Origin of the sequence: Acidaminococcus timonensis (assembly GCF_900106585.1) — a bacterium.
In the GTDB taxonomy this organism is placed as follows: Bacteria; Bacillota; Negativicutes; order Acidaminococcales; family Acidaminococcaceae; genus Acidaminococcus; species Acidaminococcus timonensis.
Genome location: NZ_FNWH01000006.1, coordinates 1,140,008 through 1,166,010, shown reverse-complemented (window position 1 = coordinate 1,166,010; position 26,003 = coordinate 1,140,008). Strand labels below are relative to the sequence as shown.

Genomic DNA, 26,003 nt, shown 5'->3' with positions numbered 1-26,003 from the left:
CATATTTCCAATGAGGTGATATCCATGAAAAAAATCGGAGCAATCTTTGCAGCTGCGGCGCTGGCCCTGAGCCTGCATGCCACCCCTGCGCTGGCCGACCAGCCTCTGGACACCATTCAGATCACCGGTACGGCCAGTCGTACGGTGGATCCGGACATGGCCACGGTGAACTTCGCTTTTGAAAAGCAGGGCGCTACCCTGGAAGAAGTGCGCCAGGCCGGAGCCGATGCCAGCACCAGATTCATCAATTCCATGCTGGGGCAGGGCATCAGCCGCAGCGACATTGCCACTACCGGGTACAATATTTCTCCCCGCTACACCTATGAACGGAATGGAGCCCAAAAATTGAACGGCTATCAGGTCAATGCCAACTGGAGCGTGAAGGTGCGGAACCTGGACAAGCTGGGCACTCTCATCGACAAGGGTCTTACCAGTGCCAACCGTATGGACAATGTGAAGTTCGGCCTGCAGGATGAAGACCTGATCAAACGGCAGCTCCTCTCCCAGGCAGTGGAAAATGCCAAATATACAGCGGCGGCAGTGGCCAATGCCGGTGGGCGGGGCCTGGGTGTCCTGCGCCAGGCCAGCATCCCTTCCACGTCCGTGGTCCAGGTGCAGCCCCTCATGATGGCAAAACTGGCCCGGGCGAATGCGGCGGAAGATGCTACAGAAACGGAACTGGCGCCTACCGCGCTTACCATTACGGTGCGGGTGGATACCCTTTTTGCACTGACCCTGGAGTAACGGATGGCAGGGGAAAAACAAGGGCTGGCTCAGGAAAACCGGGCCGGCGGACAAAGGAACAGAAAGCAAGAAGGTTTCAGGGATGTGAATGATTCACATCCCATTTTGCTGCAGGGCGCTATGGAGCTGGAGATCTCAACCCTGCTGGCAGCCCTGACAGAGGTGGAGGAGCAGTCTGTGGGCAGCTTCCAGTTCTGGCAGGGGAAACTGGGCAGGTACCCTGTGGTGCTCAGCCAGACAGGCATCGGAACAGCGGCGGCCGCTGCCGCTACGGCTCTGGGCTGTGAGCGGTTCCAGCCTGCGCTGGTGCTGAACCAGGGGACGGCCGGTGGTTATACGGAAAATCTCCATCCCTATGACCTGGTCATTGGAAAGACCTGGTACAATGCCAATGCCCGGTTCCGGGCCCGGTACGGGAAAACCTATTTCCTGGACCTGGTGGCTCTGGAAGGGGAGAGCAAAGAAAGAGAATTCACCGGGTCCCACCCGTTCCTGCATCACAGCAATCAGGACCTGGTGGCCTGGCTGGACCGGGAAAGCCTGCACTATACCCGGGGCCGCAGCGTGCTGGGCTGTATCGCCAGCGGGGACCAGTGGAACGACGAGCCGGATGCCATTGCGGCCCTGCAGCAGCAGACGGGGGCTCTGTGCGAAGAAATGGAAACGGCGGCGGCCGGCGAAGTGGCCGCCCGTCTGGGAGTCCCATTCGGGGCTGTGCGGGTGATCTCCAACAACAACCGGCTGGGGGAACCCTTTGACCCGGATACAGCGGTGGCGCTGCAGGAGTGGGTGTCTAAGGCAGTGAAGAGTGCAGAGTGAATAACGATCCTTGTCCTCCCCTGAAAGGGGAGGGGGACCAGCCGAATGGCTGGTGGAGGGGTTCAACATCGGGTGTAAGACGTACGTCGGGTGTGAGACCCCCTACCCGCAAGCGGGTCCTGTCCCCCTTTCAGGGGGACACTGCAGAGGGCAATCGTCGTGATCGACTCGCGGTATCTTGAAAGGATGGTGTAAACCGGCATGGAACTTCGTGTATTGCGGTATTTTCTGGAGGTGGCGCGGCAGGGGAACATCACCCGGGCGGCAGAGGCACTCCACGTGACCCAGCCCACCCTTTCCCGGCAGCTCCAGGATCTGGAAAAGGAACTGGGAGCGCCGCTGTTCATCCGGTCCAAACGCCGGATAGAACTGACGGAAGCCGGGCTTTTTCTCAAGGCCCGGGCTGAGGAAATGACCACCCTGGAAGAAAAGACACTGGACCAGTTCGCCCATCTGGAGGAGTTCGTGGCCGGAGATGTGTACATCGGCGGCGGGGAGACGGAGGCCATGAAGCAGGTGATGGAAGCCCTGACGCCCCTGGGCCGTGCCTATCCCCAGGTCCATTTCCATTTTTACAGTGGCAACGAGGAACAGACCATTGACGGGCTGCAGCGGGGGACGCTGGATTTCGGGCTCCTGTGCCTGGAGACGCCGCCGGAAGGGGTGGTGTACCGCAAAATCCCCTATGACGATACCTGGGGAATCTATCTGCGCAAGGATCATCCTCTGGCCCGGAAGGACGCCATTACCGCGGCTGATATTGCCGGAGAGTCGGTTATCCTGTCCCGCCAGCTGCTGAACAATCATATCTTCAACCACTGGCTGGGAATCGAGGCGGAGAAGCTGAACGTGCGGGCCACATACAATCTGATCTATAATGCAGCTTTCCTTGCGGAGCAGCGTATGGGTCTGCTGTTTTCTTTTGGGGGATTGCTGGCCCTGGATGGGGATCACCATTCCCAGCTGACCTTCCGGCCGCTGCAGCCGGCCCTGCATTCTCATAACTACCTGGTCTGGAAGGAGAATCAGGTCTTTTCCCGGGCTGCCGGCGTGGTCCATGCCCGGCTGGAGGAAGTGTTCGGACCTCACAATTAGTATGCTTTTTAAGCATAACAAATAAAATCATATAAGTATTGGTAATAAATCACCTCCTGCTGTATACTGAAACCAGTGGAAAGAGCAAATGACTGGTTTGGAATACAGAAAGAGGTGTTTTTTATGAACGGAAAAAAGAAACTGCAGAGGGTCCTGGCAATGGCTGTGCTGGGGATGACCTGTGCCCTGGGGGTATTTGGGGCAGAGGCCCAGGCGGCTCCACAGACGAAACAGGCTAAGGCAGCCGTCCAGACGAAGGAACAGGGAGGAAGTCCATTGAAACTGACAAAGGAATGGGATAAGGTATTTCCAGAAAGCAAAGAAGTGAATCATCGGAAAGTGACGTTCCGCAATCGGTATGGCATCGAGCTGGCTGCCGATCTGTACGAGCCGAAAAATGTGAAGGGCAAACTGGCCGCTATCGCCGTCAGCGGACCTTTTGGTGCGGTCAAGGAGCAGGCTTCCGGTCTGTATGCCCAGGAAATGGCCAAACGGGGCTTTTTGACCATCGCCTTCGATCCCTCCTTTACGGGCGAGAGCGGGGGTGTGAACGGGGTGCGCAATGTGGCGTCTCCGGATATCAATACCGAAGATTTCTCCGCTGCGGTGGATTTCCTGTCCAATGAAAAAGACGTGGACCCCAACCGGATCGGCCTGATCGGCATCTGCGGCTGGGGCGGCATGGCACTTAACGATGCGGCCATCGATACCCGGGTCAAGGCCACGGTGGTTTCCACCATGTACGATATGAGCCGGGTGATGGCCAACGGATATTTCGATTATACGAAAGATGCCGCCACCCTGAAAAAGGAGCGGATGGTAAGTCGCAGGGCTCTCAATGCCCAGCGGACGGAAGACTTCCGCACGGGTACGTTCAAACGGGCCGGAGGCGTGGTGGATCCGTTACCGGCCAATGCTCCCCAGTTCGTGAAAGATTACTATGCCTACTACAAGACGAAACGCGGGTACCATCCCCGCAGCCTGAATTCCAACGAAGGCTGGAATGCCACCAGTGCCCTGTCCTTCATGAATATGCCGCTGCTTTCCTATGCGGATGAAATCGAAAGTGCGGTACTTGTCATCCACGGGGAAAAGGCCCATTCCCGGTACTTCGGAGAAGATGCTTTCAAGAAGCTGAAAGGCGATAACAAAGAACTGCTGATCATCCCGGGGGCCAATCATACGGATCTTTACGACAATCTGGAAAAGATTCCCTTCGATACAATGACGGCATTCTTCCAGAAGTATTTGAAGTGATTTGCGGTAACGCAATACAGCAGGGGTCGATCGTTTTGATCGACCCGCTTCCATTGTCATACGGTTTATGTATGGAATGGCCAACCCAATAAGCATTTCATTTTCCCGCATGTTTCTGTTATGTTGGTAGTATTGGAAAAAGAATTGCTGATTACAAAGGAGAGAATATCATGTTAGGAAATTTCACCTACTGCAACCCTACGAAACTGTACTTCGGTAAGGATGCCTTGCAGAACCTGCCGGCTGAACTGGCCAAGTATGGCAAGAAGGTCATCCTGGTCTACGGGGGCGGTTCCATCAAAAAGAACGGCATCTATGATGCGGTGACGAAGATTTTGGCGGAAGCCGGCAAGGACGTGGCCGAAATCGCCGGCGTTATGTCCAACCCCACCATCCACAAGCTGCGGGAAGGCATCGCCATTGCCCGGAAGCACGGCGCTGATTTCATCCTGGCCGTGGGCGGCGGTTCCGTCATCGACTATTCCAAGGCCCTGTCCGTTTCTGTGAACTGCGACGAAGACCCCTGGGAAAAATATTTCGTGAGATTTGAAGAACCCACCTGTGAAACCATCCCCGTGGGGACGGTGCTGACCATGGTGGGGACCGGCTCGGAAATGAATGCCGGGGCCGTCATCACCTATCCGGAAAAGAAGCTGAAGATGGGCAAGGTATTCGCCGATGAAAAAATCATGCCCCGGTTCTCCATCCTGAACCCGGTCTATACCATGACCCTGCCCAAGTACCAGATGGTGGCCGGCATCTATGACATCTTCAACCACATCTGCGAGCAGTATTTCTCCGGTACGGATGATAATACCAGCGACTACCTGGCCGAAGGCCTCATGCGCAATGTGGTGGAAGCCAGCCGGACTGCCGTCAAGAATCCCCAGGATTACGAAGCCCGGTCCAACCTGATGTGGGATGCCACCTGGGCCTTGAACACCCTGATTGCCAAGGGAAAATCCACAGATTGGATGGTCCACATGCTGGGCCAGGCTGCCGGGGGTGTTACCAATGCCACCCATGGCATGACTCTGGCTGCCGTTTCCCTGCCTTACTACCGGTTCATCCTGAAGGACGGGCTGCCCAAATTCGTGCGGTTCGCCAAAGTGGTATGGGATGTGCGGCCGGAAGGCAAGACCGATGAGGAAATCGCCAAGGAAGGGCTGGAAAAGATGGAAGACTGGATGCAGCAGCTGGGTCTGGTACTGCACCTGAAAGATCTGGGCGCCACGGAAGACATGCTGGACGACCTGGTGAACGGTACGCTGATCCTGACCGGCGGCTACCGGGTACTGACGAAAGAAGAAATCCGGGAAATCTTCCGCCGGGCGATGTGAGCGGAGCAGCTACCACCAGTCTCTGGTCACTAGTCAGCAGCATAAGGAAAAATCCGCCTTCGGGCGGATTTTTTTGCGGGCGGGTCAAGGCGACCCGCCCCAGGAGTGCTGAAATAGATAGGATACGTTTTTCGTATGGATAGGATGATCGAATAAGCATTGGTTTTCCTGCCCCGTTTCTGGTATGCTTGAAATGCTGAAAAAGATTTTATCAGGAAGGAACCCATACCCTATGACGAGACGTGAATTCATCCTGGCCTGTCTGAGCCTTTTGGCCGCTACCGCGGCGGGCGGAGTCTACCGGTATCTGCATCTGCCCCAGTTCGGCGAGCTGCCCACCGGCGACCGGCTGCGGCGCATGCAGGCTTCCCCCCATTATCACGGGGACCATTTCGAGAACCTGGTACCGGTGCCAGTCATGTCGCAGAAAGAAGGAGAACGGGAAAACCGTTTCACGGCCACCTGGAAATTCCTGTTCGGTGATAAAAAGGGGCTCTGGCCCGACGGGTCCCTGCCTTCGGAAAAGACGAACCTGAAGGCCCTGCCCCGGCAGCAGGATGCCGTGGTGTGGCTGGGCCATTCCAGCTTTTACGTGCAGATGGGCGGGTACCGCATCCTCATCGACCCGGTGTTCAGCAGCTTCGCTTCACCCCTCTGGTTCGTGAACAAGGCTTTTCCCGGTTCTAACGTGTATACGGCCGATGATTTCCCGGACATCGATGTGCTGGCAATCAGCCACGACCACTGGGATCACCTGGATTACCCTACGGTGAAGGCTCTTCTGCCCAAGGTCCGTCAGGTGGTCTGCCCCCTGGGTGTGGGTGCCTATCTGGAGCAGTGGGGCTTTGCTCCCAAGATCATCCACGAGGAGGACTGGGATACGGAGATCCGGCTGGCAGATACGCTGACGGTCCATATCCTGCCCTCCCAGCATTTTTCGGGACGTTTCTTAAAACAGAACCCCACGCTGTGGTGCGGCATGGCTTTTCTCACCCCGGAACGCAGCCTCTACTATACGGGGGATGGGGGCTACGGCAGTCATTTCAAGGCCATTGGGAAAAAGTTCGGAGGGTTCGATTGTGTGCTGGCGGAAAACGGGCAGTACAACCTGGCCTGGCATGCCATCCACATGCTGCCGGAAGAAACGGCCCGGGCCGCAGAAGACGTGGGAGCAAAACTGGTCATTCCCGCTCACAACAGCAAATTCGCCCTGGCCCGTCATCCTTGGCAGGAGCCCATGGAAAAACTGCGGCAGGCCAGCCGGGGGAAAGCGTACCGCCTGTTGACCCCGGAAATCGGGGCCCTGGTGCTGCTGGACAGACCGTCCGATTCCGGGGAGTGGTGGAAAGAGTAAGTCTACAATCCCAGTTTCAGCCGCTTCGTCAGGTTCTTCTCGCAGCCGGGAAGAACCTGTAAAATCCTGTAAAATTCCAACCATACACTTTCCGTATATTGCACAAAACCAAATAAGCATTTTATATTGCAGCAGAGGTGTGCTATGCTGTAGCCAACGGATAAAGAATCGCCGGATTTCTTGAAGGAGGAAAGAACGATGGATCTGGAAGAAATGCTGAAACATACGCCTTTTGGCCTGGGCGAGGAAAATACGGCCTATGCCCAATATTTCGACGGCAAGAGTTATTTGGACATGCTGACCACGGAACAGGTGCCCACGGCTGTGGTGAATTTCGAACCGGGCTGCCGGAACCACTGGCACATCCACCATGCCACAAAGGGTGGCGGGCAGATGCTGATTGTCACCGCCGGCCGGGGCTGGTACCAGGAATGGGGGCAGCCGGCACGGGAACTGAAACCGGGCGATGTGGTGAACATCCCGCCGGAAGTGAAGCACTGGCACGGCGCTGCCAAGGATTGCGCCTTCCAGCATCTGGCCCTGGAAATCCCCGGAGAAGGCTGCAGCAACGAATGGTGCGAAGCCGTGGATCCGGACGAATACAACAAGCTGAAATAAGGGTAGGAAACCACAATGAAACTGAAGAAATTCTTTGCCATCGTCTGCATGGCCGTAAGCCTGCTGGGCGTGACCGCCTGCGGCAGCCAGGCCAGCAATACCACGGGTGGCGGCAGCCAGACCGCCGCTGCGGAAAAGGCACCGGCCAAAGCCAGGAAGGTGCTGGTAGTGTACTACACCAACAGCCACCGGACGGAACAGGTAGCCAGGGACATCGCCAGGAAGACCGGCGGCGACCTGTACCTGCTGGAACCCCAGCAGCCCTACACGGAAGCGGACTTGGACTACAACAACAAGAGCGCCCGTGTTTATAAAGAACACGAGGATCCCAAACTGCAGGATGTGGCTCTGAAGAATGCCAAACCGGCCAACTGGAAAGACTACGATACCGTATTCGTGGGCTACCCCATCTGGTGGGGCATAGCAGCCTGGCCTCTGAACCAGTTCGTGAAGAGCAACGATTTCACCGGCAAGACGGTAATCCCCTTCAGCACTTCCGCCAGCAGCGGTATGGGCGGCAGCGTGGAGAAGTTGAAGGCCATGGCTGGCGGCAAAGGCAACTGGCTGAGCGGCATGGGCTTCACCGGCGGTATCGACGACAGCAAGGTGAACAGCTGGGTCGACAGCCTGGGACTGAAATAAGGGAGAGCCGCACTGCGGTTCTCAGTCTCTAGTCAATGGTCTCTAGTCTCTAGCCGATGGAGAAAATTTAAATAATAAAATCAGAAGAACCCGTCCGCTAAGGGCGGGTCCTTTCCATAAGCTCGAGACTCGAGACTCGAGACTCGTGACTTATCCATTCATTTTCCGTATCATGCATAAGAATCAATAAGCATTTCATATTGCTGCGGATTTCTGGTATGCTGAAGACAACGGATACAGGAGGGAAAATAAATTATGAAGAAACTGCTGATTGTCTATTATTCCTAGTCCAACGGGAATACCAAAAAGATCGCGGAGGAGCTGCAGAAGGTTACTGGCGGCGACCTGGCCCGGATCGATACGAAAACCGCCTATAAAGATCAGGACTACCAGGTGGTGGTGGATCAGGCGGAAAAGGATGTGCAGCGGGGCTACGAACCCGTCCTGGCACCCCGTTTCTTTAAGGTGAAGGATTACGACGCCATCGCCCTGGGCACGCCCACCTGGTGGTATACCATGGCCCCGGCCATGAAGACGTTCCTCCATGAGGAGGATATGAAGGGCAAGCTGGTGATCCCCTTTGCCACCCATGGCGGCTGGCCGGCCCATGTGCTGGACGATTTGAAGAAGGCCTGTCCCGGAGCCCAGTTCGGACCGGAGCTGGCTGTACAGTTCGATTCTCAGGGTGGCAGTACCCAGGTGACGCCCCAGAAGCAGGTGGAAGCCTGGCTGGAACAGGTGAAAACCTGTCTGGCATAAGAAATAGTTCGTAAAGTGATTCCAAGAATCAGCGGAAACGCAGTGTGGATTTTGGAAGGATCCGGAAGGAGGACATGATGTTTGGATTGGGCGTACCAGAATTGATGATGATCCTGATCATCGGGCTGATCGTGTTCGGACCGGGCAAGCTGCCCACCATTGGCAGCGCCCTGGGCAAGAGCATCCGGGAGTTCAAGGAGGCCTTCTATGCTCCCGTGGAAAGCCGGGAAAAAGAAGGTGGAAAGGATGGCAAGCCGGACGCAAAGCAGGACTGATGATATGACCTGGGTGGAACATATGGAGGAGCTGCGTCGGCGGATCCTGAAATCCCTGCTGGCCGTGGGAATCGGCATGGTGGCGGCGTTCTTCTTCATGGACCCGATCATGGCCTTTCTCACCCGTTCGGCCGGGACCCTGTACTTTTTGAAACCGGCCGAAGCCTTCATGACGTATTTCAAGGTGCTGGCGGTGGTCGGGCTGCTGCTGGCTTCTCCAGTCTGGTTCTACCAGCTGTGGGCGTTCCTGCTGCCGGCGCTGACACAGAAAGAGAAGAAGACCCTGCTGGCCTTCGTCCCTTTTTCGGTGCTGCTGTTCGTGGGCGGCTGCGTCTTCGCCTTTGAAATCGTGCTGCCCCGGGGCCTGGCGTTCTTCCTGGAGTTCACGTCCCCGGCAGTGCAGCCGTTGCTTTCCCTGGAAAGCTATCTGGATTTCATGGTGATGCTGGTGCTGCCTTTCGGGGTGCTGTTCAACTTGCCGCTGGCGCTGCTGTTCCTGGCCCTGGCCGGGCTCATCCGGTCGGAGCAGCTGCGGAAGGCCAGACGATTCGTGATCTTCGGCAGTTTCGTGGCGGCGGGGATTTTGACGCCTACTACGGACATCGTGACCCAGTGCCTGCTGGCCGTGCCGCTGATTTTGCTCTACGAGCTGAGCTACGGCATGATCCGGTTCGGGCTGGGACGGTAAATGGCAGGTATGTAGCGGAGGCTATCTGCTTGTCGCTGAAAGCGATGGCAAGGGCTATGAGCCGATGGAAGCCAGATCACGCTGGCAAAGAATAAAGAATAAAACCCTCCAGACCTGGGTTCGGACGTCCCTGATGGGCCGTCCCTACGAAAACAATATACCGTACGGTAAAATTTCGTAGGGTCTACCCGTAAAGGGGAGACCGTTCCCAGGTCCTCCGAGGGCTTTTTTTATTTTATAGAGATGAAAAAATCGTATATCAAATGATATATCATAAGCATTTAACATATCGCTGACACCGTGTTATTTTATAGACAACAAAAAGGAAGGAGCTGAAAGGCCATGCAAAAGACCGTGCGTCACTCTTTAAAAGCCAGCCTGCTGGCACTTCTGGTGGTCCCGCTGCTCTTGGGAAGCAGCTGCACCGTCCGCCGGAGCCTTGGGCTTTCTACGGATACCACCATGTCTCAGGAGGCAACGGCCCAGACGGCCACCGTGGACCTGGGACTGCTCCAGTGGCCCCAGCGGCTGGATGCGGTTCGCAGCGAAGTGGAGATCCTGGATGGGATCCCCGCCAGCCTGGATCCGGACAAACCCAGTCCGGACGCCATCTACCGCAACGGCCACGTGTATGGCAGCGCCATCCTGTTGCCCATGGGGGAACTGAAGGGTAAAAAAACGCAGCCGCTCCTGTATTACCGGGTGCGGGCCTACGATCTGGACGGCAATCCGGTGGGATCTTACTCCCAGATGCAGCCCGTCAGCGGCAGCCTCCAGAAGGTGACCCGGAATGCCCCCGTACCACGCAGCAGCATGGAGGACAACGGTTCCGAGCTGCTGTACCCTGTATATGCCTATACGGGCAACCCCGGCGCCACTCAGTATGAGGTGGAAGTCACGGACCATCGGCCGGAAAACCCCAATGGCACGGCTCCTTCCCGCTACCGGGTGTTTGCCCAGACCACGAAGCTGACGGACCTGTACGATGAAAAGCCCCGGATCGGCACCTACTACTGGCGGGTACGGGGCATGGACGACGCCGGCAATCCCGTAGGGGAATGGAGCGAAGCCCAGAAGTTCACCACCCTGCCCAAAGGGGACATCAAAGTGGGTATCTACGGCGACAGCATTTCCCACGGCGGCGGGCACCTTTCCTACAGCCCCGTGGATTACTCCTACAGCTACAGCCACTATCTGGGCTTCCGGACCATCAACCTGTCCCAGAGCGGGGACACCAGCGCCATGATGCTGGAACGGTTCGACCGGGATGTACCGGCTTTCCGGCTGAAGTACCTGCTGATCATGGGCGGCACCAACAGCCTGCGGGCCGGCGTACCGGCGGAGGATGTGATCCGGGATTTGGAGGCCATCGGAGAAAAGGCACGGGAACGAGGCATTACCCCCATCTACCTGACGCTGCCGCCCATCAATCCGGCCAACATCGACAAGGCCTTTGACGAACCCACCTACGAAAACTGGCGGCAGTCCTTTGCCCAGGTGAACGACTACATCCGCAGCCGGGACCACATCGATGTGGCGGCCCAGTTCGACGAGCAGAAGGACCTTCCGACGGAACTGGCCCTGGACGGAATCCATGGCGACTGGAATATGAAACAGATCATGGCCCAGGCCATCAACACGGCTATGGCTGGACGGGTGTAAAGGAGGAATTTGTCCATGCATGACGTCATCTTGAACTGCGCAGAACAGCTGGGGGCCAACCTGTAAGCGATAGAAGGAGGAAGGCATGATGGTGACGGCGGCAGCGACCCTGGAATCCTGGAAGAGCCTGCTCCTTCCCCGGAAGGAAGAGACCCTGGATACAAAGGAGAAGCTGTTCTCCAACCGGCAGCTGCGGCAGAGCGGAGCCTGGAAAGAAAAACAACTGATTTAGAGAAAACGATACGATTTTTCTATGGCAACGTATCGGCAATAAGCATTTAACATTGTGTCAAGGATTTGGTATGCTGGACGCAGAAGAACCTGGAGGAGGGAAATTCCTGATGAAAAAGAAACTGGTTGCCTATTTTTCTGCCAGCGGGGTTACAGCCGCCAAGGCGAAGAAACTGGCTGAAGTGGTGGGGGCGGACCTGTACGAAATCGCTCCCAAAGATAGATATACGAATGCGGACCTGAACTGGACGAACAAAAAGGCCCGCAGCACGGTGGAAATGAACGATCCGGCCAGTCGTCCGGAACTAAAGGAAAACGGCCTGGATCTGACGGGGTACGACACGGTTTACATCGGCTTCCCCATCTGGTGGTACACGGCGCCCCACATCATCCGCAGCTTCCTGGAACAGAACAAGCTGACCGGCGTGGACATCGTATTGTTCGCCACCAGCGGGGGCAGCAGCATTTCCAAGGCGTACCAGGACCTGCGCAAGGCCTACCCGAAACTGAACATCACGAACGGGGTGCTGCTGAACGGCTCCATTCCCGGGAACCTGGCGTAAGAATAGGAGCTGTGGATTGATTTCACAGCTCCGTTTTCGGCATTTTTGAAAAGGAGGATCCCTTATGGACCGCAGAGAATTTTTGAAGACGTCCGGACTGGGGGCACTGGCCCTGGTCCTGAGCAGCTGTGGCTTTTCAAAACAGACGGCTTCTTCGGCACAGCTGACGGGCGGCGGCAGCTCCGCCACCGGCAAGGAAAAAGTGGCCGGTACGGGCGGTGACAAATACATTCCGCCGGAACAACGGCAGGGCAATGAATCCGTGGTGTACTTCACCCGGGACCTGTCGGCGGCCGGCCTGCTGAAGATTTATGAGACCGTTGCCGGCAATATGACCGGCAAAGTGGGCATCAAACTGCACACAGGCGAGCCCCATGGCCCCAACATCATTCCCCGGCCCTGGGTAAAGCAGCTCATGGAAGCCCGTCTGCCCGGCGCGAAAATCGTGGAAACGAATACCTATTACGGCGGAGCCCGGTACACCACGGAAGAACACCGGAAGACCCTGGCCGTGAACGGCTGGGATTTCGCGCCGGTGGATATCCTGGATGAAGAGGGGACCACCATGCTGCCCGTCAAGGGGGGCAAGTGGTTCACGGAAATGTCCGTGGGCTCCCATCTGCTGAACTACGATTCCCTGCTGGTGCTGACCCATTTCAAGGGGCACACCATGGGCGGTTTCGGCGGCTCCGACAAGAACATCGGCATCGGCTGTGCCGACGGCCGCATTGGCAAGAAGATGATCCATTCCGGCGAGGGCGGCAGCCAGTGGGGTATCGACAAGGAAGAATTCATGGAACGGCTGACGGAATCATCCAAGGCCACGGCGGACCATTTCGGCAATCACATCGCCTACATCAATGTGCTGCGCAATATGTCCGTATCCTGTGACTGCGAAGGGACCGGGGCCCAGCCCGTGGTGACGCCCAACATCGGTATCCTGGCGTCCACGGACATCCTGGCGGCCGACCAGGCTTCCGTCGACCTGGTCTATGCCTTGCCGGAAAAAGATCGCCACGCCCTGGTGGAACGGATGGAAAGCCGCCACGGACTGCGCCAGCTGAGCTACATGAAGGAACTGGGCATGGGCTGCGACCGGTATGTGCTGCTGGACCTGGACCATGGCAGCCAGCCCCTGACACTGGCGGATGCGGTGAAGGACGTAAAACCCTTCGAGGGATAAAAAACAGCTGAGAAGAGGTATGATTTTTCACATCATTTTTTCATACATTTTTCCTATTTCCATGGATAAACGATAAGCATTTAACATGACTGTCCGGATTTGCTATGATACACCCAAGAGATAACCCGAAGGAGGAATCATGATGGACGAACGCTTGAAACAATTTGCTGGCTTCGCGCTGGCCCTGGTCATGACGACTTGTATGGGCATACATTTTGGGGAGGCAGCAGCCATGGAAAATGAAACGAAGAAACCGGTCAAAATCGTGCAAACCGCAGGCAGAGACGTGCTGGGGGAATTCGCCCCGGACTTTGCCCGCTACAACGATGACATCCTGTTCGGTGAAGTGTGGAGCGCCAACGACAAACTGAGCCTGCACGACCGCAGCATCGTCACCGTATCCGCTCTGATCTCTCAGGGCATCACGGACAGTTCTCTGAAATACCATATCACGTCCGCCAGGAACAACGGCGTGACGAAGGAAGAAATGGTCCAGATCATCACCCAGCTGGGCTTCTACGCCGGCTGGCCCAAAGCCTGGGCAGCATTCCGGCTGGCGAAGGAAGTGTACGAAGCTTGAGGCAGTCACTAGTCACCAGCCGAAGGAGAAAATTTGCCACAGGCAAATTTTGAAGAAAAGAACAAGATCAAGATGAGGTAACAGGTATGGACGAAAAACTCCGTGAGAATCTGGAGGCTGCCGGATGCCCGGATGAGGTCATCCGGAAAGTCCAGCAGCTGGAGGGGACACAGCAGCAGACCCTGGAGCTGCGGAAATACCGGCGCTGCCTGCTGGAAAAGGTGCACCGGGAACAGGAACGGCTGACGAACCTGGATTATCTGCTGTACCAGTTGGAGAAGCAAGCTTGAAACAGTCTCGAGTCACTAGTCACTAGTCTCTAGCCAAAGGAAAGAACCTGCCCTGGAAACAGGACAGGTTCTTTTGATATTATTTTTCTGGATTGACTTTCTCCTTCAGTCGTTCCAGGAATACCTGGCTGGAATGGCTGAGCAGGCGGTACTTTTTCCAGGCCACCAGGCTGGAGACTTCGTAGGCTGGCTCCAGAGGGATGAATTTCAATTCCGGGGATTCGTGGTGCTCCAGCCGGTCTATGCACAGCAAGTTGGCCACCTGCTGGAAGACCAGGGGATTGGTGTTGCAGGAAAGGTCCGTGGTGCCCACGATGTTCAGCTTCTCTACAGAGAACTTGCCCTTGGACCAGCCTTCCAGGTCGAAGGTCCGGTTGTTGTGCCGGGAGGAGGTCATGAGGGGGATTCCCAGGATGTTTTCCGGGGTGACGGCATCCAGCTTTGCCCAGGGGCTGTGGATGCTGGTGACGATGCCCAGCCGGTTCTTGCCCGGCAGCTCCAGATAATTGTAGTTTTCCACGTTGAAGGGCTGGATGAACAGGCCGAAATCCAGCAGGCCGTGTTCCAGCTTTTCCTGGATGATGTCGGCGTTGCCGGTGATCATTTCGATGGTCAGGTGGGGATTCTCCTTGCGCAGGTCGGCGAAGGTATCCGTCAGATAGTGGACCAGATAGGTGATGCCGGCCCCGATGCGGATGCAGCCGGTCAGATCCAGATCTTCATCCTTGATCTCGCTTTTCGTCTGTTCCACCAGGGCCAGGATTTCTTCGGCCCGCTGGCGCAGGTGCATCCCTTCTTCGGTGAGGGTGGTGCTGCGGTTGCTGCGGATGAACAGCTTCTTGCCCAGTTCCTTTTCCAGGTCGGCCATCTGGCGGGACAGGGTGGGCTGGGTGACGAACAGCAAATTGGCGGCTTCGGTCATGTTCTGTTCCCGGGCCACCGCCAGGAAATATTTCAGGGTGCGGATTTCCATAAGGACGCTCCTTTCACTGGGCATGTATGACAAGCAAGATATTATGCAAAATATTTATGCCATAAGAATAATAAGAAATCGTAGGAATGTCAATATTTGGAGGCCACGGAAAAAGTCCTCACCGTCGTAAATTGTCCATATGGTATGTGTTTTCTGTCCTCCCCTGAAAGGGGAGGGGGACCAGCCGAATGGCTGGTGGAGGGGTTTACCATCAAACGTAAGCCGCACATCGGGTGTGAGACCCCTTACCCGCAAGCGGGTCCTTTCCCCCTTTCAGGGGGACACAATTTGGAGGTGTGGACAAGGCCGGCAGTTAGGCTTTATAATAAATATATCTAACTGACGCATCGAAAGGACGGGTGGGCATTGTGGATCTGGTGGACAAGCTGAAGGAATATTCCGTACTCACGGACGAGGAGTATAAGGCCCTGCTCCAGACGGAGGACCCTCTGCTGCGGGATAAACTGTTCCGGGGTGCCCAGGAGGCCATGAACTATGTGTTCCACCGCAGGGTGTACTTCCAGGGCGTGCTGGAATTCAGCAACCACTGCCCCCAGAACTGTCTGTACTGCCCCCGCCGGGAGGAGAACGGTGAACTCCACCGCTTCCGGCTGAACTGGGAACAGATCCGGGGGGCCTGCGCCCTGGGCTATGAGCTGGGGATCCGATCCTTTCTGCTGGAAGGGGGAGAGGATCATTACTATACGGATATGATCCTGTGCAATATCCTGACCAACTTGAAGCAGGAATTCCCCGACTGCGCCCTGGGCCTTTCTGTGGGGGAACGGACGAAGAAATCCTACCATCGGCTGCACCAGGCCGGGGCCCAGCGGTACTTCCTCAGCTTCGTGACCTCGGCCCCTCTCCATTTCAGTCGGCTCCATCCCCCCACCCATTCCCTTTCCACCAAGATCGACTGTGTGAACGATCTGAAGGATCTGGGGTATGAGACGGATACAGGATTCCTGGTAGGGGCTCCCTATGAACAGGTGGACTATCTGGTGAAAGACCTGACACTGCTCCAGGAACTGGCACCTCACAACATCACCCTGACACCCTTCCTGCCTGAGGACGGTACACCGTTCCGCCAGGAAAGGCGCATGGCCCTGGAAGAGTACCTGCGGCTCACAGCCATTTTGCGGATCCTGTTTCCCCGGGCCAACATCGTGGCACCCTGGGCCATCCGGAGGATCCATGCCCACGGCCAGATCCTCAGCGTCCAGAGCGGTGCCAACGTGCTGCGCATGCCCATGCTGCCTCCGGCCGATCCGGACTCCCTGAACCAGGATGCCCGGAAGAAGCTGCTCCACACCATCGAGGTCATGTACCGCTATTTGAAGCATTACGGTTACGAAATGACCCTGGGCAGAGGGGACTCCATGCTGTACCCCAACAGGGTGGAGGACAAGGAGCCGGAGGCAGTGGCAGAACCTGAGACAAAAGAATAAATTTGTCCTTCCCTGAAAGGGAAGGGGGACCATCCGCATGGATGGTGGATGGGTCATACACCTGGTGTGAGACCCCCTACCCGCAAGCGGGCCCTTTCCCCCTTTCAGGGGGACACAAATAAAATTCATTCCGTTGTTTAAACAACGGAACTTTTTTTATTCCTCCCTTATACTTACCACTGTAAGCGATAAACAAACACTTCCCAATCATAGGAAACCACACACTTCCGAGAATTGGAAACCACAACGGGTACATATAAGGAGGAAATCATTATGGAAAACAAAGTTACGAAAGATATGCTGGTGGGTAAAATCTGTGCAGAACATCCGGAAGCCATCCCGGCTCTGCTGGGCGTGGGCATGCACTGCCTGGGCTGCCCTTCTTCCCAGATGGAATCCCTGCAGGATGCCGCTTTCGTCCATGGGCTGGATCCGGAAGCCGTCGTAGCCGCCGTCAACGAAGCCATCGCCAAGGCGTAAGCGAAGGGGGAAACGAACATGAGCGCATTTCTGGGACCCATCCATCATTGGCTGTACGGCAAGATCCAGCTGCAGGAAGCTTTCATTGCAGCTCTGGCTGATGCCGCTGAAAAGAACCACTGGAACACCGGCGACAAACCCGCCGCAAGCTATGTGAACAACGAAACCCGTCCTCTGGACGAACTGATCGATACCATGAACATCCATGGCTGGTTGCAGGGCCGCATCCACGATGCCGAAGGCCGTTATGCCCAGTTGGCCGGTGCCCTGCTGCATCATAACGACAATCTGCTGCCCCAGCTGGAACAGCTGGCCCTGGAATTCGGCCGTACCCGTGCCCTGAAAGCCGACGCCGATGCTTCCACCATCTACCGGGCCTTCGAAGATGCCTTCCTGAACGGCATGCCCTGCGACCGGGTGAATATGGTGGTGGATCAGGATCCGGATGCCTTCGCCTGGGATCAGACCGATGACCTGCACGGCGGTTTCTGGGAAGAAGCCGATGTGAACCCGTCCGTATACTACACCTTGCGGGACGCCATGATGCAGATGATGATGTAAATAGAAACCCGGAAACACGCGCCAGGCCTAGGTTCATGGGCTGGAAAGCCCGTGAAATTGGGCTGAAATTGGGCTGAAATTGGGCGAAAAAATTTCATAAAAATACCCCGTGTATATTATGCACTGGGTATTTATTTTTATACATAACAGGAAAATCCCCGCACCATAAGGCACGGGGATAGGAGTTACTGGAAATCGGCAACGGCATCGAGGTATCGGGCTATTTCTTCCAGATGTTTTGCACGGTCAGTAAGATATAGAGTAACCGCAAAATCATCAGGTGTACAACATATAAAGCAATAGGCCCTGCCGACTAAAGCCGGCAGGGCCTATTGCTTACTTGCATATATTCTGTACTTCTTCAGACCAGGGCATCATCTGCTGGAGCAGTTCCGGATGGATCTTGAAATCCATGTTGGGCAGCTTCTCGAACAGGTAGGTCAGATAAGTGTATGGCTCCAGGCCATTGGCCTTACAGGTCTCGATGATGCTGTAAATCGTGGCACTGGCTTCTGCTCCTTTGGGAGAAGCGCTGAATAACCAGTTTTTCCGGCCTATGGTGAAGTTCCGGATGGCCCGTTCACAGATATTGTTCGTCATGGCAGCTTCTCCATATTCCAGGTAGGCGCTCAACTGCTTCCTGTGGAGGAGAATATATTGGATAGCCTTGCCCAGCGGCGACTTCAGGCTCGGTTGTTCGTCCATTTTCGTTTCCAGCCACGCAAAGTAAGCCTCCAGCTTGCTTCTTTCAAGCCGCAGACGTTCTTCTTTCCGCTTTTCTGGATCCAGTTCCGCCAGTTTCTTGTCTTCGGCAAAGATTTCCCCCAGTTTCTGGATGGCCTGGCCGCAGGTGGTCTGGGCAACCTCTTCCTTGGGCATGTCGGCTGGGATGGCTTCGACGAACTTCCTCCGGGCATGCACCCAGCACAGGGCATGGACTTTGCAGGAGACCTTCTCATATCCTGCATACCCATCAGTCTGCAGGATTCCCTGATACCCCTCCAGGAATTTCCTGGCGAACTCACCGCTCCTGCCCTGGCAGTACTGGTAGATCCGTATCTTTTTCAGTTGTTCATATTCCCCATTGGTATACACCCACATGAAGGACTTGGTGGTGTTTTTCCGGTTCTGCTCATTCAGCACCTGGACCGGAGTTTCATCCGCATGGATCACCGCCTGCTTCAGCAGCTCTGCCTTCATGACACTGACCAGGGGAGCCAGCCAGTCCTGGGAAGACCGGATGATCCAGTTGGCCATGGTTGCCCGGGAAAGCGGCAGGCCGATATTCTTCCATTCCTGTTCCTGACGGTGGAGCGGCACGGCCATCTGGTATTTCTGGACGATGACATGGGCTACGGCAGATGCTGTGGCCATGGAATTCTGCAGGACGCTGTGAGGCACTTGAGGCTTCTCAACCACAAAATGTTCCTGCTTCCGACATTCCAGGCACTGGAAAGATTCCCGGTAGATGTCGATGATCTTGACCTGGGCAGGGATGAACTGCACTTCTGTGCGGATTTTCTCTTTGCCCATGGAGACCAGGGGACTGCCGCAGCGTTTGCAGATCCGTTCATCTTCCGGGAGAGTATACAGTTTTTCTTCATGGGGAAATTTTTCCAGCAGCTCGGCCCAATCCCGCTTCTGCTTCTTGCGCCGTTTGTGGGCCGGGACTTCGATTTCAGGTTCCGGTGCCGATGGTTTGGCTTCCACTTCGGCCTCATTGAAGAGATTGAGCTGGTCCGGACAAATCTTTTCCGCCTTTTCCGTGCGGGAACCAAAGACAGTGTGCCGCAGAGCATGCAGCTGTTGTTTGAGTCTCTGGTTCTCCTCGGACAGACGTTCCACTTTCTGTTCCAGTTCCTTGATCTGTTCTTCGGTTCTCCCTGCTTCGGCCACGGTTCCGGTCTCCTTCGTTTCATGATGTCTCCATTATACCGGAGGAAAGGACTGAAATCCAGGAAATCCACAGACTTACTATTCCTACTTTTTTCAGATGGTCAGGGACGGATGGACCGTCTGCACAGCTTTTGGCTGATGGATGGAGAGACCCTCTATGAGCCAGCGGAGCTGCTGTTGGGAGAGTTCCACCAAATCTTCTGGAGTATTTGGCCACTGATACCGGCCATTTTCCAGTCTCTTGTACAGCAGCAGGAATCCAGTCTCATCCCACAAGAGAGCCTTGATCCGGTCTTTCCTTCTGCCACAGAACAGAAAGAGGGCGGGCTGATGGGGATCCAGATGGAAACGGGCAGCCACCAGAGCAGCCAGCCCGTCGATGGATTTGCGCATATCCGTATATCCACAGGCCAGGTAGATATGGTCGGCAGTGATGTTGCGGATTAACACAAGAATACCTCTTTGAGGACCTGCAGCGTACGCTGCAAATCTGGCGCAGCGGTTCCCTCAGGGATTTCAAGAGAAGCAGAGCCCACGTGGACGACCATCTTCCCGCAGGAATGCTGTTGCTCCTGAGCCAGAGAGACGGGCGCAAATTGAGTAGTACGGGCGGGTGCCTGAGGATTGACCAACAGCGCTTCCTCTCTCAGTTCCTTGATCCAGTAATACATGGCATGATGGCTCATCTGACGTGACCGACAGAACGCCTTGATGCAAAGGCCGCTTTCCTGTTGCTCCTTTAGAATCTGGCTCCAGTATTCCAGAGCCTTCTGATGTTTTATGCGTTGAATTTCACCCAAAACAAAACCACCTCCAGAGATGAGTGACACAAATGGCTCGAAAAAAACGACACGTTGCGCACTGTAGAGAAATTCGTTTTTTTCGTGCGATATTTTTAACATCCGTATTATCTCAAACTGAAGGTGGTAATTCCATACACCGGATTTTTTAGCGCTTACGATATAGAGCCTCGAATCGCAGGATTTCCTCCTGTTCTTCTTTGGTTTTGGCCTTTGCATAGTCGTTGGCAAAGGCTTCCATGACCTTTGCTGTGTTGTGCAGGTTGTCGACGAGTTGACCTTGGATTTTCTTCATGGTTATCATCCTCCTTCACTAGTAGTAGGACAGTAGGATGATAGTTAAGTACCGCTTTTCCCATTTTCTTCAATGCTTTTAAACAAAAAGCCCGTAAAGCCAGGTGTTTCCTAACTCTACGGGCTTTTTGCGTTTGTAATAACAGTCTGTCAATGCCATACAATGGGGTGAAATGGGATAAAGTGGGAAACCGTAGGAAAATCAACGTTCCATGAGTTCGGAAAATTTTTCAGCCGCCCGGCGTTTCATGTGTTTTGTCACGTGTAGATATATTTTTCGGGTGGTAGTATCGTCGGAATGGCCTAACCGTTCCATGATGTCCACCAGGTCAACGCCCGCCTCGGCTAGCAGCGATGTGTGTGTGTGGCGGAAAATATGAGGATGTACACGACAAGGGAGCGGCGGGGTTAAAACCTGTTGTATATGATCGATATGATGCTGGACGCTACGTTGCGTTATTGGGTATCCCGGGTGCATGGGGGCCGTAAACACAAACCCGGCACGGCTGCCTTCGGGATAATGCCATAATTCCCCAAACGTAAACCGGCGCGCCGTTGCTTCCAGGCGGTATTTTTTGAGTTCCGCAACGAGCTGGGTGGGCAGCGATAAAATCCGCGCCGACGTCCGCGTTTTAGGCGGCAAGAGCGTATAGGCATTGTAACGGCTGGTTGGATTGTACAGCGTTTTGGTGACTTTGAGCGTCGCGGCATCCAGATCAATATCTTCCCAGGTCAGGGCAAGGGCTTCCCCTATACGGAGCCCCGTATAGGCCAGCAGCATAAACAGCGCCGTATAATCGCCGTACTGAGTGTGTCGCCGGGATTCGTCCAAAAAACGTTGCAGATCAGCCTTTTCCAGGTATTGCGGTATGTCTTGTTCCGGATCAATGATTTTCCGTGACGGGCGGGGCGGCGAGGCAAATTCCGTAGGATCGTTGTAAATCAGCTCAAACTCCCGTGCCTTCTTAAAAATCATTTTAGCCGCTGCATGGACACCGCAGATCGTGTTGGGCTGCAATTTATCTTTTAGGTCCAGCAAAAACATCTGGTAATCACGTTTGGTGATCTGCTGCAATGGGATTTTCGCAAAATAGCGATTTAACCAGGCGATATTATGTTCCCGGATTCGGACGGTTGATATTTTGACTTGCTGGGCATAGATTTTCAGCCAGTCAGCGGCAAAATCTTCAAAGGTCACGTTGGATACAGGAACATATTGTTGTTTCTTGATGGATTCCTGGATTTCCCGCAAAGCGGCCTCCGCGTCCTTGCGACGCGGGAAGCCGAACCGGGATACACGTTTGCGCTTGCCCGTTGCAGGGTCAAGACCAACGACGGTACGGAAGCCCCATGTGCCGTTGGGGGAATGGATGATTTCCATGATTAGTCCTTTTCTAACTCGTTCCCGTCAATTTCCACTTTAGTCATTGTTCCGTTTTGCTTAAAGTCAAACGAAGCACTAAAAGGGGTACGGATCATAGCACCAAAAGAATTCTGAGCGTCAACAAAGCCAGATACGATCCCGACGCCGTGAATCTTTCTGAACTTAAAATTGCTAAATTTTGCGGTAGAAGGTGCTTTCAAGTTGGCTTTTACTACCTTTTCAACTTGCTTTTGCATATGTTGCATTTCTCTCTCGGATGGGATATTATCCGTTATTTTTTCAAGCACCTTTCCTTCTTCATACAATGTTACACCTGAATACATTACGGAATGGACTGTGAAATTTGGATTCAACCATAATCCATAGCTGTACCCTTTCCCGTCCGTAGAGAAGCTATAATATTTTCTTCCGTTTGGGTCCGCTCTGTCCGTTACTTTCCACGCCTTTATTTTCTCCGGATCTATTTCTGTTGATTTTAACGCTGCCGTTATACCGTCTAACTGTTTCTGGTTTTTAAGTTGCATTATTTTGGTAATCTTATTGTTCTCAAAAGCATATTTTCCTCCAGACGGCGATGTGGCATACACGCCTAAAATGATTAGGAGTCCAATTCCTGCAATAACAACTTTCTTCTTACTCATAATAATATCCTCCTTTACTTAATAACAGATTGTTTTAACACGGCAAGGCCTAAACAGCGGAAATCCCTGCAATTATCAGAGTTAAAAACCATGGGCGCATATTTTGGGTTTTCTGATACCAGCATAACTCCGGTATCCGTTTTGTAAAAACGCTTTAAGCATACCCGTTCGCCGTCGATTTCGAAACAACCGATCTGGCCAACTTCCACCTCGGGTTGTTGCTTGACGAAAACGATGTCGCCGTCATTAATGCCAGCATTGACCATGGAGTCGCCGCACACCGTAATACAGAAATCCACCTTGTAACGGTTATCCACGTCATAGTACGGCGTGTCCTGGTTAACATCTTCCAGGGGCGCACCCGCTGCTGCATACCCTAGCATGGGGACGCGTTTAAAATGACGTTGCAGATCGTCGGAGGTGAAGTCGTCTTTTAGCAGCAGCACGGGCGACACCTGCAAGACGCTGGCCAGCAAGTCGATTTTATCCCGCCCCATATTTTTAATTAATCCCTTTTCCCATTTCCGTACTGTGCTTTTTCCCACGCCGCAACGTTGAGCAACTTCTTCCAACGTCAGGCCCAACTCCTTGCGCCGTATTGCCATAAATTCATTGGTTTTCATGGGCTTCTCCTTTCTGATTACATCATTATTATACCACGAAAAAGTTTCTTTTTGGCAACTTTTCCGTAAAAAACGGGAAAAAAGTTTCCAAAAGTGCTTGATTTCCATTCCCGTGTGTGGTATCCTATAAGTGTCCTAAAGGAAACAACAAGGAGGTGAAACGGATATGAACGCTCTGGAACTGATTGCAACGATCAAGCTAGAAGGACTGACCATGAAGAAATTCCTAAAGAAAATCGGGATGAGCAGCAGCACGTGGTCAAAGAAAATTCGCGGGCTGTCTGAGTTTACCCGGGCGGAAATCCAGAAAATCATCCAGGTGCTAAACCTGAGTGACGCCAAAACCATGAGTATTTTTTTTAACGTCAAAGTGTCCTAAAAGACACTGAAAGAGAGGGGGGAACAACATGAACAAACGAAACGGCCTGGCCGCCGTGGTCCTGGTGCTGTGTGGCCTAACTCTTTTGAGTCACGGTGTGGACGCGGTGGAACAAGAGCAACGGCCTTGCAAGATGGTGTCCCGGGTAGTCCAACCGGGGCAGAGCCTATGGGATATATGTTCCCGGCTGGACAGCAGCGAGGACATAAGAACCATTATCGACCGGACCCGGGTTGACAACGATATAACCGACCCGGGCCGATTACAGCCCGGGCGCGTGATTACCATACGATTTAAGCAATAAGGAGGATGAACCATGAAAAAAGAAACGATGAACAAGGTGAAAGGGACCTTGAGCCATGAGGAAAGGGCGCCCTTTAATTTAGCAGCCAGCGTATTGCGAAATGCCGGGTTTAAACAAGTGTTAATTTTTGCAACGCGTCTGGACAGCGCCGACGACGCGGAAAGAATCGACGTAAGCGACAAAAGGGAACTTAAGAAATACGGCTCCCATGTCTTTCAGAAGATGGATACTGTTTGTATGCTGGCTTCCGTTGGGTCCCATATCGAGGAGTTGGTCAAGAGCCACCCAGAGGAAAAGAAAAATGTAGCGTATTTTCTTACTAGGCTGATTGATGCCGTCATTGGCGATGACCCGGAAGCCATGAATTAAAAGGAAGGGGATAAACCTATGAAAGAGGAAGCGCTGAACAAGACCATGGACAAGGTGAAAGAAATCCTGAATGATGCCGGTGTGAGGCAGTACGTTTTGTCCATATCTGGTTACAAGGACTCCGCGGAAATCGTCGAAGAGTCAGAACGCGACCCGGAAGCAATTACAACAGTAACGCAAATTGAAGCCGATGAAGAAACGCTGTTTGTGATGATCGTAACCATGCTGGAAGGGCTGATTAAAAGGACCACGAAGCCGCGGCCGTCATACAATCGGAAAATAAAAATAAACCAAGTCGTTGCCAGAATTAACCTGGCTTTACGTGACACGTTATTGAATTAAAAGGCGGTGATTTTATGGAAACCATTGATGCCCGCGTTGCCATCCTGGAACAGCGGGTGAAGAATCTGGAAGCGCAACTCCATGGGCCGGTGTTCGGCGCGGCGTTGCCATCCGTCCTGGATATAGAGGCGTTGATGAACGCCCTGGATTGCAGCGAATACAGGGCAAGGGAAATCATGAAATCCGGGAGGTTGAAAGTTTTCCGGATTGGCAAGAAATACCTGGCCACCCGGGAACACTTCCTGGAATGGCTGGAACAGGGAGGTGATGCTGGTGGACAACGAAATGGCCAATAATTTTCGGGACTGGGAACGTTACATCAGGATAACGCGGCGATTTACAGCTACAGAGGTTGCGAAACAAGCAGACCACGACCCCTCCTGGCTGCTGCGATGGGAGAAACTTTCCCAGGCTACAATCCTGGAGCCGTGGCAATATTTAAAAATCCGTGACTATATCGCGCCTGGTGTACCCATGCGCAGCCTGGTAAAAACGGCACCCATGAAGCTGCCGTTCCTGTCCCGGGAACAGCGCAAGAAAGCCGCGAAAATCCTGGAACGTGCCCGGATTGCTAAATGTGTCGCAAATTTTACCCTGTCTGAAAGAATCGGGTTAAGTGCTGGCTCATGGTCATACATGATTTGTGTCGGCGGGGCGCCGTCTGACTCTACCACTTACCTAGCCTGTAAGGTTTTGGGCCTGGATTATAAAGAGCTGTTAAAGGAGGTTGGAGTCGATGAGCCTGAAGAGTGCAGCCGTTGAGCTGCTGTTACACACACGGGAAACGCGGTTTGAGGACCTAAAAGAGGTCCCGACGGCCTACGTGGAAAACCTGAGAAAAGCCCTGGCTGAGGAACAGAAAGAGGTGAAAAAGGATGCTTGAATCTGACTACCTGGATTTTACCGCCCCCGCCCCTGCTGAGAGCCGAGAGCACTGGAAGCCGGAAAACGACGACCAGGCGAACTGGTGCCTGGAAAAGATTTCCGAAGCAAAGGCGGAAATCATGGGTGCCCGGGCATTTTACGAAGCAAAGAAACGGCAGCTGGATCAGTGGCTGGAAAACACCATTGCGCCGTACAACCGGGATTGCGAACATTTCGAAGCCCTTCTCGCCGGATACGCGGAAGAAGCCTTGACCGGCAAGAAAAAACGGACCATTTCCTTGCCAGGTGGGAAATTCGGATTCCGCAAGGTCCCAGCAAAAATCGACCGTGACGAAGCCGCCCTTCTGGAATTTGCCGAAAGCAGCGCGCCGGGGTTCGTCAAGGTGAAAAAATCCGTTGATTGGGCCGCCCTGAAAAAGACCTGCAAGGCTGACGGCGACCACATGGTGACGGCGGACGGGGAAATCGTGCCGGGCGTGACTGTAACAGAACAGCCGGATAAATTTATTTGTGAGGTGGTGTAA

Annotated in this window: 33 protein-coding genes and 1 pseudogene; 26 read left to right on the top strand and 8 right to left on the bottom strand. The window is 54.2% G+C overall.

Annotated elements, in window-relative coordinates; genetic code table 11:
• Positions 1 to 24 precede the first annotated feature (24 nt).
• The 17 genes and pseudogenes from BQ5462_RS09385 (at position 25) to BQ5462_RS09310 (ending at position 14,100) form a co-directional block, all read left to right on the top strand.
• On the top strand, positions 25 to 744 hold the full coding sequence (locus BQ5462_RS09385) for an SIMPL domain-containing protein (RefSeq protein WP_071143058.1): 720 nt from the start codon (positions 25 to 27) through the stop codon (positions 742 to 744).
• 84 nt (positions 745 to 828) lie between these two features.
• Positions 829 to 1,563, top strand: coding sequence for a 5'-methylthioadenosine/S-adenosylhomocysteine nucleosidase (locus BQ5462_RS09380; RefSeq protein ID WP_071143374.1), 735 nt, complete (start codon positions 829 to 831; stop codon positions 1,561 to 1,563).
• 201 nt (positions 1,564 to 1,764) lie between these two features.
• A complete protein-coding gene (locus BQ5462_RS09375) occupies positions 1,765 to 2,658 on the top strand; it encodes a LysR family transcriptional regulator (RefSeq protein WP_071143057.1) in 894 nt (297 codons plus the stop codon).
• Positions 2,659 to 2,781: 123 nt separating this feature from the next.
• A complete protein-coding gene (locus tag BQ5462_RS09370) occupies positions 2,782 to 3,915 on the top strand; it encodes an alpha/beta hydrolase (protein ID WP_071143056.1) in 1,134 nt (377 codons plus the stop codon).
• A 170-nt stretch (positions 3,916 to 4,085) separates the two neighbouring features.
• Positions 4,086 to 5,255, top strand: a complete 1,170-nt coding sequence (locus tag BQ5462_RS09365) for an iron-containing alcohol dehydrogenase (protein WP_071143055.1) — start codon at positions 4,086 to 4,088, stop codon at positions 5,253 to 5,255.
• A 232-nt stretch (positions 5,256 to 5,487) separates the two neighbouring features.
• On the top strand, positions 5,488 to 6,609 hold the full coding sequence (locus BQ5462_RS09360; RefSeq protein WP_071143054.1) for an MBL fold metallo-hydrolase: 1,122 nt from the start codon (positions 5,488 to 5,490) through the stop codon (positions 6,607 to 6,609).
• A 198-nt stretch (positions 6,610 to 6,807) separates the two neighbouring features.
• A complete protein-coding gene (locus tag BQ5462_RS09355; protein ID WP_071143053.1) occupies positions 6,808 to 7,227 on the top strand; it encodes a cupin domain-containing protein in 420 nt (139 codons plus the stop codon).
• A 15-nt stretch (positions 7,228 to 7,242) separates the two neighbouring features.
• Positions 7,243 to 7,869 (top strand): flavodoxin, encoded by a 627-nt coding sequence (locus BQ5462_RS09350; protein ID WP_071143052.1) that lies wholly within the window; start codon positions 7,243 to 7,245, stop codon positions 7,867 to 7,869.
• Between the two features lie 303 nt (positions 7,870 to 8,172).
• Positions 8,173 to 8,628, top strand: a pseudogene (locus BQ5462_RS09345) (flavodoxin); the annotation flags it as partial.
• A gap of 77 nt (positions 8,629 to 8,705) precedes the next feature.
• On the top strand, positions 8,706 to 8,903 hold the full coding sequence (locus BQ5462_RS09340) for a twin-arginine translocase TatA/TatE family subunit (RefSeq protein ID WP_012937922.1): 198 nt from the start codon (positions 8,706 to 8,708) through the stop codon (positions 8,901 to 8,903).
• Positions 8,875 to 9,591 carry a twin-arginine translocase subunit TatC gene (gene tatC, locus BQ5462_RS09335; RefSeq protein ID WP_041666081.1) on the top strand — a complete coding sequence of 239 codons (717 nt, stop codon included), beginning with the start codon at positions 8,875 to 8,877 and terminating at the stop codon, positions 9,589 to 9,591. The genes BQ5462_RS09340 and tatC overlap by 29 nt, the downstream gene beginning before the upstream one ends.
• A gap of 342 nt (positions 9,592 to 9,933) precedes the next feature.
• Complete coding sequence (locus BQ5462_RS09330; RefSeq protein ID WP_071143051.1) at positions 9,934 to 11,253, top strand: SGNH/GDSL hydrolase family protein; 1,320 nt, start codon at positions 9,934 to 9,936, stop codon at positions 11,251 to 11,253.
• A gap of 85 nt (positions 11,254 to 11,338) precedes the next feature.
• Complete coding sequence (locus BQ5462_RS11285) at positions 11,339 to 11,485, top strand: hypothetical protein (RefSeq protein WP_159429689.1); 147 nt, start codon at positions 11,339 to 11,341, stop codon at positions 11,483 to 11,485.
• Between the two features lie 109 nt (positions 11,486 to 11,594).
• Entirely contained in the window at positions 11,595 to 12,047 is a 453-nt protein-coding gene (locus tag BQ5462_RS09325; protein WP_071143373.1) for a flavodoxin, read from the top strand.
• A gap of 64 nt (positions 12,048 to 12,111) precedes the next feature.
• Entirely contained in the window at positions 12,112 to 13,230 is a 1,119-nt protein-coding gene (locus BQ5462_RS09320) for a DUF362 domain-containing protein (protein ID WP_071143050.1), read from the top strand.
• A gap of 142 nt (positions 13,231 to 13,372) precedes the next feature.
• On the top strand, positions 13,373 to 13,810 hold the full coding sequence (locus tag BQ5462_RS09315) for a carboxymuconolactone decarboxylase family protein (RefSeq protein WP_143038049.1): 438 nt from the start codon (positions 13,373 to 13,375) through the stop codon (positions 13,808 to 13,810).
• A gap of 86 nt (positions 13,811 to 13,896) precedes the next feature.
• Positions 13,897 to 14,100, top strand: coding sequence for a hypothetical protein (locus BQ5462_RS09310; protein WP_071143049.1), 204 nt, complete (start codon positions 13,897 to 13,899; stop codon positions 14,098 to 14,100).
• A gap of 79 nt (positions 14,101 to 14,179) precedes the next feature.
• On the opposite strand, the gene BQ5462_RS09305 is transcribed toward BQ5462_RS09310, so the two are convergent.
• A complete protein-coding gene (locus BQ5462_RS09305; protein WP_071143048.1) occupies positions 14,180 to 15,073 on the bottom strand; it encodes a LysR family transcriptional regulator in 894 nt (297 codons plus the stop codon).
• 359 nt (positions 15,074 to 15,432) lie between these two features.
• Here BQ5462_RS09305 and hydE point away from each other — a divergent pair, with 359 nt between their 5' ends.
• The 3 genes from hydE to BQ5462_RS09290 all read left to right on the top strand — a co-directional run bounded on the left by hydE (position 15,433) and on the right by BQ5462_RS09290 (position 17,562).
• Positions 15,433 to 16,521: a [FeFe] hydrogenase H-cluster radical SAM maturase HydE gene (hydE, locus tag BQ5462_RS09300; protein ID WP_235819616.1), complete on the top strand. Its 1,089-nt coding sequence runs from the start codon at positions 15,433 to 15,435 to the stop codon at positions 16,519 to 16,521.
• A 273-nt stretch (positions 16,522 to 16,794) separates the two neighbouring features.
• Positions 16,795 to 17,001: a DUF1858 domain-containing protein gene (locus BQ5462_RS09295; RefSeq protein WP_071143047.1), complete on the top strand. Its 207-nt coding sequence runs from the start codon at positions 16,795 to 16,797 to the stop codon at positions 16,999 to 17,001.
• Between the two features lie 18 nt (positions 17,002 to 17,019).
• The gene (locus BQ5462_RS09290) at positions 17,020 to 17,562 is read left to right on the top strand and encodes a hypothetical protein (protein WP_071143046.1); all 543 of its coding nucleotides are present in this window, start codon (positions 17,020 to 17,022) and stop codon (positions 17,560 to 17,562) included.
• A gap of 336 nt (positions 17,563 to 17,898) precedes the next feature.
• Here the strand turns inward: BQ5462_RS09290 and tnpC are convergent, their stop codons facing one another.
• The 7 genes from tnpC to BQ5462_RS09260 form a co-directional block, all read right to left on the bottom strand.
• Positions 17,899 to 19,458, bottom strand: coding sequence for an IS66 family transposase (gene tnpC, locus BQ5462_RS09285; protein WP_071143045.1), 1,560 nt, complete (start codon positions 19,456 to 19,458; stop codon positions 17,899 to 17,901).
• A gap of 93 nt (positions 19,459 to 19,551) precedes the next feature.
• Positions 19,552 to 19,908: an IS66 family insertion sequence element accessory protein TnpB gene (gene tnpB / locus BQ5462_RS09280; RefSeq protein ID WP_071143044.1), complete on the bottom strand. Its 357-nt coding sequence runs from the start codon at positions 19,906 to 19,908 to the stop codon at positions 19,552 to 19,554.
• Entirely contained in the window at positions 19,902 to 20,360 is a 459-nt protein-coding gene (gene tnpA / locus BQ5462_RS09275; protein WP_071143043.1) for an IS66 family insertion sequence element accessory protein TnpA, read from the bottom strand. The genes tnpB and tnpA overlap by 7 nt, the downstream gene beginning before the upstream one ends.
• Before the next feature lie 46 nt (positions 20,361 to 20,406).
• Positions 20,407 to 20,553, bottom strand: a complete 147-nt coding sequence (locus BQ5462_RS11280; RefSeq protein WP_159429688.1) for a hypothetical protein — start codon at positions 20,551 to 20,553, stop codon at positions 20,407 to 20,409.
• 201 nt (positions 20,554 to 20,754) lie between these two features.
• Entirely contained in the window at positions 20,755 to 21,933 is a 1,179-nt protein-coding gene (locus tag BQ5462_RS09270; RefSeq protein WP_071143042.1) for a site-specific integrase, read from the bottom strand.
• A gap of 2 nt (positions 21,934 to 21,935) precedes the next feature.
• Positions 21,936 to 22,577 carry a hypothetical protein gene (locus BQ5462_RS09265; RefSeq protein WP_071143041.1) on the bottom strand — a complete coding sequence of 214 codons (642 nt, stop codon included), beginning with the start codon at positions 22,575 to 22,577 and terminating at the stop codon, positions 21,936 to 21,938.
• 14 nt (positions 22,578 to 22,591) lie between these two features.
• Positions 22,592 to 23,200 carry a LexA family protein gene (locus BQ5462_RS09260; protein WP_071143040.1) on the bottom strand — a complete coding sequence of 203 codons (609 nt, stop codon included), beginning with the start codon at positions 23,198 to 23,200 and terminating at the stop codon, positions 22,592 to 22,594.
• A gap of 166 nt (positions 23,201 to 23,366) precedes the next feature.
• On the opposite strand from BQ5462_RS09260, the gene BQ5462_RS09255 reads away from it, so the two are divergent.
• The 6 genes from BQ5462_RS09255 to BQ5462_RS09225 all read left to right on the top strand — a co-directional run bounded on the left by BQ5462_RS09255 (position 23,367) and on the right by BQ5462_RS09225 (position 26,003).
• Positions 23,367 to 23,579 (top strand): helix-turn-helix domain-containing protein, encoded by a 213-nt coding sequence (locus BQ5462_RS09255; RefSeq protein ID WP_071143039.1) that lies wholly within the window; start codon positions 23,367 to 23,369, stop codon positions 23,577 to 23,579.
• Positions 23,580 to 23,895: 316 nt separating this feature from the next.
• On the top strand, positions 23,896 to 24,252 hold the full coding sequence (locus BQ5462_RS09245) for a hypothetical protein (protein ID WP_071143037.1): 357 nt from the start codon (positions 23,896 to 23,898) through the stop codon (positions 24,250 to 24,252).
• A gap of 18 nt (positions 24,253 to 24,270) precedes the next feature.
• Positions 24,271 to 24,594, top strand: coding sequence for a hypothetical protein (locus tag BQ5462_RS09240; RefSeq protein ID WP_071143036.1), 324 nt, complete (start codon positions 24,271 to 24,273; stop codon positions 24,592 to 24,594).
• A gap of 14 nt (positions 24,595 to 24,608) precedes the next feature.
• A complete protein-coding gene (locus tag BQ5462_RS09235; protein ID WP_071143035.1) occupies positions 24,609 to 24,890 on the top strand; it encodes a helix-turn-helix domain-containing protein in 282 nt (93 codons plus the stop codon).
• Positions 24,868 to 25,356 (top strand): hypothetical protein, encoded by a 489-nt coding sequence (locus BQ5462_RS09230; RefSeq protein WP_071143034.1) that lies wholly within the window; start codon positions 24,868 to 24,870, stop codon positions 25,354 to 25,356. Before BQ5462_RS09235 ends, BQ5462_RS09230 begins: the two co-directional genes overlap by 23 nt.
• Positions 25,357 to 25,469: 113 nt before the next feature.
• The gene (locus BQ5462_RS09225) at positions 25,470 to 26,003 is read left to right on the top strand and encodes a host-nuclease inhibitor Gam family protein (protein WP_071143033.1); all 534 of its coding nucleotides are present in this window, start codon (positions 25,470 to 25,472) and stop codon (positions 26,001 to 26,003) included.

Excerpts from the sequence above, each read along its gene's own strand:
- BQ5462_RS09330 (WP_071143051.1), top strand. The coding sequence starts at position 9,934 with ATGCAAAAGACCGTGCGTCACTCTTTAAAAGCCAGCCTGCTGGCACTT.
- BQ5462_RS09255 (WP_071143039.1), top strand. The coding sequence starts at position 23,367 with ATGAACGCTCTGGAACTGATTGCAACGATCAAGCTAGAAGGACTGACC.
- BQ5462_RS09375 (WP_071143057.1), top strand. The coding sequence starts at position 1,765 with ATGGAACTTCGTGTATTGCGGTATTTTCTGGAGGTGGCGCGGCAGGGG.
- BQ5462_RS09240 (WP_071143036.1), top strand. The coding sequence starts at position 24,271 with ATGAAAGAGGAAGCGCTGAACAAGACCATGGACAAGGTGAAAGAAATC.
- BQ5462_RS09310 (WP_071143049.1), top strand. The coding sequence starts at position 13,897 with ATGGACGAAAAACTCCGTGAGAATCTGGAGGCTGCCGGATGCCCGGAT.
- BQ5462_RS09260 (WP_071143040.1), bottom strand. The coding sequence starts at position 23,200 with ATGAAAACCAATGAATTTATGGCAATACGGCGCAAGGAGTTGGGCCTG.
- BQ5462_RS09325 (WP_071143373.1), top strand. The coding sequence starts at position 11,595 with ATGAAAAAGAAACTGGTTGCCTATTTTTCTGCCAGCGGGGTTACAGCC.
- BQ5462_RS09320 (WP_071143050.1), top strand. The coding sequence starts at position 12,112 with ATGGACCGCAGAGAATTTTTGAAGACGTCCGGACTGGGGGCACTGGCC.
- BQ5462_RS09270 (WP_071143042.1), bottom strand. The coding sequence starts at position 21,933 with ATGGAAATCATCCATTCCCCCAACGGCACATGGGGCTTCCGTACCGTC.
- BQ5462_RS09340 (WP_012937922.1), top strand. The coding sequence starts at position 8,706 with ATGTTTGGATTGGGCGTACCAGAATTGATGATGATCCTGATCATCGGG.
- BQ5462_RS09370 (WP_071143056.1), top strand. The coding sequence starts at position 2,782 with ATGAACGGAAAAAAGAAACTGCAGAGGGTCCTGGCAATGGCTGTGCTG.
- BQ5462_RS09295 (WP_071143047.1), top strand. The coding sequence starts at position 16,795 with ATGGAAAACAAAGTTACGAAAGATATGCTGGTGGGTAAAATCTGTGCA.
- BQ5462_RS09360 (WP_071143054.1), top strand. The coding sequence starts at position 5,488 with ATGACGAGACGTGAATTCATCCTGGCCTGTCTGAGCCTTTTGGCCGCT.
- tatC (WP_041666081.1), top strand. The coding sequence starts at position 8,875 with ATGGCAAGCCGGACGCAAAGCAGGACTGATGATATGACCTGGGTGGAA.
- BQ5462_RS11285 (WP_159429689.1), top strand. The coding sequence starts at position 11,339 with ATGATGGTGACGGCGGCAGCGACCCTGGAATCCTGGAAGAGCCTGCTC.
- BQ5462_RS09385 (WP_071143058.1), top strand. The coding sequence starts at position 25 with ATGAAAAAAATCGGAGCAATCTTTGCAGCTGCGGCGCTGGCCCTGAGC.
- BQ5462_RS09365 (WP_071143055.1), top strand. The coding sequence starts at position 4,086 with ATGTTAGGAAATTTCACCTACTGCAACCCTACGAAACTGTACTTCGGT.
- tnpA (WP_071143043.1), bottom strand. The coding sequence starts at position 20,360 with ATGTTAAAAATATCGCACGAAAAAAACGAATTTCTCTACAGTGCGCAA.
- BQ5462_RS09305 (WP_071143048.1), bottom strand. The coding sequence starts at position 15,073 with ATGGAAATCCGCACCCTGAAATATTTCCTGGCGGTGGCCCGGGAACAG.
- BQ5462_RS09245 (WP_071143037.1), top strand. The coding sequence starts at position 23,896 with ATGAAAAAAGAAACGATGAACAAGGTGAAAGGGACCTTGAGCCATGAG.
- BQ5462_RS09315 (WP_143038049.1), top strand. The coding sequence starts at position 13,373 with ATGGACGAACGCTTGAAACAATTTGCTGGCTTCGCGCTGGCCCTGGTC.
- BQ5462_RS09225 (WP_071143033.1), top strand. The coding sequence starts at position 25,470 with ATGCTTGAATCTGACTACCTGGATTTTACCGCCCCCGCCCCTGCTGAG.
- BQ5462_RS11280 (WP_159429688.1), bottom strand. The coding sequence starts at position 20,553 with ATGAAGAAAATCCAAGGTCAACTCGTCGACAACCTGCACAACACAGCA.
- BQ5462_RS09290 (WP_071143046.1), top strand. The coding sequence starts at position 17,020 with ATGAGCGCATTTCTGGGACCCATCCATCATTGGCTGTACGGCAAGATC.
- BQ5462_RS09235 (WP_071143035.1), top strand. The coding sequence starts at position 24,609 with ATGGAAACCATTGATGCCCGCGTTGCCATCCTGGAACAGCGGGTGAAG.
- BQ5462_RS09265 (WP_071143041.1), bottom strand. The coding sequence starts at position 22,577 with ATGAGTAAGAAGAAAGTTGTTATTGCAGGAATTGGACTCCTAATCATT.
- BQ5462_RS09350 (WP_071143052.1), top strand. The coding sequence starts at position 7,243 with ATGAAACTGAAGAAATTCTTTGCCATCGTCTGCATGGCCGTAAGCCTG.
- BQ5462_RS09355 (WP_071143053.1), top strand. The coding sequence starts at position 6,808 with ATGGATCTGGAAGAAATGCTGAAACATACGCCTTTTGGCCTGGGCGAG.